The sequence below is a fragment of the Bacteroides sp. NSJ-39 genome, from assembly GCF_014287315.1.
Lineage (GTDB): Bacteria > Bacteroidota > Bacteroidia > Bacteroidales > Bacteroidaceae > Bacteroides > Bacteroides finegoldii.
This window is the reverse complement of the sequence record NZ_JACOOB010000050.1, coordinates 1-3122: the sequence shown is the minus strand read 5'-3', so window position 1 is coordinate 3122 and position 3122 is coordinate 1. Positions and strand designations below refer to the sequence as shown.

Sequence of the window (3122 nt, the reverse complement as noted above, 5' to 3'; positions counted from 1 at the left end):
CCCTTGTGGGGTTTTCCCCTCCGGTTAGCGGTTGTTAATGGGCATTTTAAACACTTGCCCAGTCGCTTGCCAAAGCGACATTCGTCAAATTCCCTTTACGGGCGCACCAGATACTCTTCCGCGCTCACCTCGGTGGCATAGACCGCCGACTGCGTGCCGCCCAAGCCTATCCACACCTCCTTGTAGAGCCGTGAGGGGTTGTTCGCCATGTTGATGGAGAGTATCTGCGACTTCTCCTTCTCCGTCAGTCCGAGCAACGCCTGAATCTGGTCGAACTTGTTCATGTACTTGCGCTGGTCAAGAAGTATCTTGCAGTCGGAGTTGTTGATGATGCTCTCCTTGACGACGGGCGAGGAAATGATGTCGTCCACCTCCTGCGTCACCACGATTGCCTCACCGAAATACTTGCGCACCGTCTTGTACATATAGCGCAGGTAGTCAGCCATATTTGCCGACGAGAGAGCCTTCCAAGCCTCTTCCACGATAAGCTGCTTTCTCACGCCCTTCAACCTGCGCATCTTGTTGATGAAGGCTTCCATGATGATGATGGTCACTACCGGGAACAGTTCGCGGTTGTCCTTGATGGAATCGATCTCGAAGACGATGAACCGCTTGCCCAGCAGGTCGATGTTCTCCGCCGAGTTGAGCAGGAAGTCGTAGCGTCCGCCCCGGTAATACTGCCGCATGGTGGTAAGCATGTTGTCGATGTTGAAGTCCTCCTTCTCCACCTTGATGTCACGCTCCGCCAGTTCCCTGCGGTAGTCGTCGCGCATGTACTCGTAGAAGGTGTTGAACGAGGGGACGATGCTCCTGTCTGCCCTGATGCGCTCGATGTAGGCACTCACGGCACTGCCCAATTCTCCACTTTCGGTTTTCGTCACCTTGTCGTCCTCCGACTTCCAGAGCGTCAGCAGCAGCGTCTTTATGCTGTCCTTCTTTTCCACGTCGAACACGTAGTCGTCGGTATAGAACGGGTTGAAGCTGATGGGCTTCTCCTCCGTGTAGGTAAAATACACGCCGTCCGTGCCGCCCGTCTTGCGCCGTATCATCTCGCATAGCCCCTGATAGGAGTTTCCCGTGTCCACCAATACCACATGCGCGCCCTGCTCGTAGTATTGCCGCACGAGGTGGTTCATGAAGAACGACTTGCCACTGCCCGAAGGACCCAATACGAACTTGTTACGGTTCGTGGTGATGCCCCGCTTCATCGGCAGGTCACTGATGTCGAGGTGCAGCGGCTTTCCCGTGAGCCTGTCCACCATCTTGATGCCGAAGGGCGAGAGCGAGCTGCGATAGTTGGTTTCCTCCGTGAAGAGGCACACAGCCTGTTCGATGAAGGTGTGGAAACTCTCTTCCGCCGGGAAGTCCGCAGCATTGCCGGGCATAGCCGCCCAATAAAGTGTCGGGCAGTCGATGGTGTTGTGGCGCGGCACGCACTCCATGCTTGCCAGCTGGCTGCCCACGTCGTTCTTTATGTGTTTCAGTCCCTCCGCATCGTCGCTCCACGCCATGACGTTGAAGTGCGCCCGCACCGAGGTCAGCCCGTAGGAGTGCGCCTCGTTCAGGTAGCGGTCTATCCACTCGCGGTTGATGCTGTTGCTCCTCGAATAGCGCGAGAGCGACTGCATATTCCTTGCGGACTTCTCGAATTTTTGGAGGTTCTCCTCGCTGTTGTCGATAATCACGTACTGGTTGTAGATGTGGTTGCAGGAGAGCAGCAGCCCCACCGGGGAGGCGAAGGAGAGGCGGCAGTCCGAGCGGTCGGTGGAGAGTTTCTCATACCGGGTGTCGGTAGCCACCGTGCCGGGCAGGTCTTCCGCGTCGGACAGGGTGTGCAGGCACAGGCGGTTGTCACCGATGCGCATCTCCCTTGCCGAGAGGTCGATGTCCTGCAACGTGGCGTCGCCTTCGGGCATGAGTGAGAAGTAACGCTCTATCAGCCCGGCTTTGCCGTCCGTCCCCACGATCTCGTCGGTGGAGAGGCGGCGCAGCCTGACGAAGCCGCTGTCGTTGATGATGCGCTCGAACTGTTCCGCAGCCTCCATGAACTTCGCGGCGGTTTCCTTATTCAGCTCCTTCGGGATAATATGCCCCCGGCACAGCGTGCTGAAATTGCTCTGCATCCGGTTACGCTCCTTTGTCGTCTTGGTCAGGTAGAGGTAGCACGTGTGCTTCAGGTACGGACGCTCGTTGAAGTGACGCTCGAAAGAGCGGCTCAAAAAACTCATGTCGTCCTTGTGAAGTTCCGGCGTGTACTTCTCCTTGATGAACCAGTCCTGCTTGTGGACGACGGAGAAGTCCGGCAGCACCTTGATCGCCTTGCACCAGCAGCCGTGTATCGCCTCGTACTCCGCGCCCGTCACGGTATAAAGCTCCGGCAGCTCCACCTCGAAAGCCACCGTGATGTCGGCGTCTTTGGATATGATGCAGCCTTGCTCCACCGCCATTAGCGGGAATTTGTTTTCCAGTGTTGTCATTTTGGATGTATTCCTCATGTCGTTTCTTCCTTTCGTTTCCGTTTGAATAATCGGGTGATCCGCCGCCGGTTGATAAGGTATCGGGGATGGCTCCTTGTTGCCCCTAATTTCATCAGTCCGTGTTCGCCGTACCGGGCGTTAAGCGCGAAGGTCTGCCATACGAGGACGGAGGACGATGCCACGCCGAAGCCGATACATATCCACTGGTCGATGCCGACCATGTAGAGGATGATGAACAGGACGAAGAGAGCCAGCAGACCTCCGCAGAAGATGAAGAGGTACTGAGCCTTCAAGCCCTTGAACTCTACCGGACGGCCGATACCCTTGTTTATCGGGTATTCAGCCATACATTGTTTATTAAAGGAAGAATGAGCGCAGGATGGTGGCGGCGACAATCAGGAAGATGCACGCCCCGAACCACGAGGCGGCAGTCTTGGAGGTGTCGGGATCGCCGGACGAGAATTTCCCGTACACTTTCACGCCCCCGATAAGCCCGACTACCGCGCCGATGGCGTAGATGAGTTTCGTGTCGAGTAGGTCAGCCCCATTGCTGGGGCTTTCCCCTCTAAGAACCGTGCATGAGAGTTTCCCCTCACACGGCTCAAGCAACGCATTGCCATTCTTACTGAAGGAATAGTTCTGCCT

3 protein-coding genes are annotated in these 3122 nt (G+C 56.5%); all 3 read right to left on the bottom strand.

All coding sequences use genetic code 11. The features are described 5' to 3' along the window. Positions 1 to 95: 95 nt before the first annotated feature. From H8S63_RS19630 to H8S63_RS19620, 3 genes are read right to left on the bottom strand one after another with little or no spacing between them, the layout of a single operon-like run. Positions 96 to 2495, bottom strand: coding sequence for a TraG family conjugative transposon ATPase (locus tag H8S63_RS19630; RefSeq protein ID WP_118431112.1), 2400 nt, complete (start codon positions 2493 to 2495; stop codon positions 96 to 98). After that, on the bottom strand, positions 2492 to 2824 hold the full coding sequence (locus H8S63_RS19625; protein WP_032535929.1) for a DUF4133 domain-containing protein: 333 nt from the start codon (positions 2822 to 2824) through the stop codon (positions 2492 to 2494). Before H8S63_RS19625 ends, H8S63_RS19630 begins: the two co-directional genes overlap by 4 nt. A 10-nt stretch (positions 2825 to 2834) precedes the next feature. Beyond that, positions 2835 to 3086, bottom strand: a complete 252-nt coding sequence (locus H8S63_RS19620) for a DUF4134 domain-containing protein (RefSeq protein ID WP_255467635.1) — start codon at positions 3084 to 3086, stop codon at positions 2835 to 2837. Positions 3087 to 3122 lie beyond the last annotated feature (36 nt).